At 64.0% G+C, this 608-nt stretch carries 1 protein-coding gene; it reads right to left on the bottom strand.

Annotation, left to right across the window (positions count from 1 at the left end):
• Positions 1-608 (bottom strand): LysR family transcriptional regulator (locus OC610_RS28555; RefSeq protein ID WP_264433103.1); only part of this gene is annotated, 608 nt, incomplete at both ends.

Below are 608 nucleotides of genomic sequence, written 5' to 3'. Positions count from 1 at the left end.
CTGGGCGAAGTGCGGGCTGAAGCCGGCGTCGCGGGCCAGGTTCAGGAGTTGCGCGTAGAGGCCGCTGCCGTAGCTTCGCGGAAAGAACACGAACGGCTCCTGGGCCAGCGCGGCAAGGAACAGGCCGTCTTCGTTGCCCTGGGCCAGCGGATGCTTGGCGCTGAGCACGGCCACCAGCGGTTCGCGGCTGAGTTCGATTTCGACCAGTGAATCGGGCAACGGCAACGGGCGCATGATGCCCACCTCGATCACTTCGTCCATCAATGCATCGGCCACTTGGGTGCTGCTCATTTCCCGCAGGTTCAGGTGCACGGCGGGAAAGCGTTGGCGAAAGGTAAAAATCGCTTGGGGGATAGTGGAGTTGAAGGGCGCCGAGGAGGTAAAGCCGATCTTCAGCTCGCCCAGTTCCCCCAACTGAGCACGGCGGGCCACATCGGCGGCCTTGTCGACCTGGGCCAATACCCGCCGCGCCTCTTCCAGGAAAAGCCGCCCGGCCTCACTCAGTTCGACCCGACGATTGGTGCGATCGAACAGCCGTGCGCCAATCTCTTGCTCCAGCGCCTGGATCTGCTGGCTCAAAGGCGGCTGGGAAATGCCCAGGGCGAGTG

It is taken from the genome of Pseudomonas agronomica, assembly GCF_025917275.1.
GTDB lineage: Bacteria > Pseudomonadota > Gammaproteobacteria > Pseudomonadales > Pseudomonadaceae > Aquipseudomonas > Aquipseudomonas agronomica.
Note: the sequence above shows the minus strand (reverse complement) of the source record. Positions and strands in the feature narration are given on the sequence as shown.